The sequence below is a fragment of the Vibrio sp. 1288 genome (assembly GCF_033344475.1).
Genome location: NZ_JAWPOX010000838.1, coordinates 1 through 587 on the forward strand (window position 1 = coordinate 1; position 587 = coordinate 587).

General features: G+C 40.7%; 1 protein-coding gene. It reads right to left on the bottom strand.

What is annotated here, in order from left to right; genetic code table 11:
* Window positions 1-188: 188 nt before the first annotated feature.
* The coding region (locus R8O11_RS29655; protein WP_318195183.1) for an MSHA biogenesis protein MshF at window positions 189-587 on the bottom strand (399 nt) is incomplete at its 5' end.

The following is a 587-nucleotide window of genomic DNA, read 5'->3' on the forward strand; positions in this document are numbered from 1 at the left end:
AAACTGACCGTGAAGTGGATACTGTATCTACCGCTTTAGCAGAATGACGAATCGCCATTATTCCGAAAAGGTTTGATAACAAAGGTAATCATTTTATGGTTTACCTTTTATTACAACCTTAGGCTTATGGTAATGTTTGCATTATACCGACTTTCATTCCCATTTATAGTACTTAAGTGTCAAAAAATTCACTCCGCCGACATTTCGACGTCTATTATCAGTCGATTAGCGGTAGACATAACTACAATTGTTTGGCCACTTTCGTAAGTATAGTTGCAGATATAACGATTACTTTTGATTGTTCCGCTAATATCTAATAACTCACTAGCCATAATCTTACGTTGCGGGTAATGAACAGCTAACCAATATCCGCAATCGAGTACACCTTGTTGTGTGAATGGCGACACTAAGCCCCCTTCCGTCATGGTGAGTTGAAAACCATCCATTTCCATATGATTGGGCTCACCTTGCACTAACCACGCTTGGTGATAACGCTGAACACTGTCTAGCATCCAAACCTTTGCGAGTTTTGCACCTGTCGCTTGTGCTTCTTCAGTGACTGGCTGCAATTTAATCGCCATTCCAAC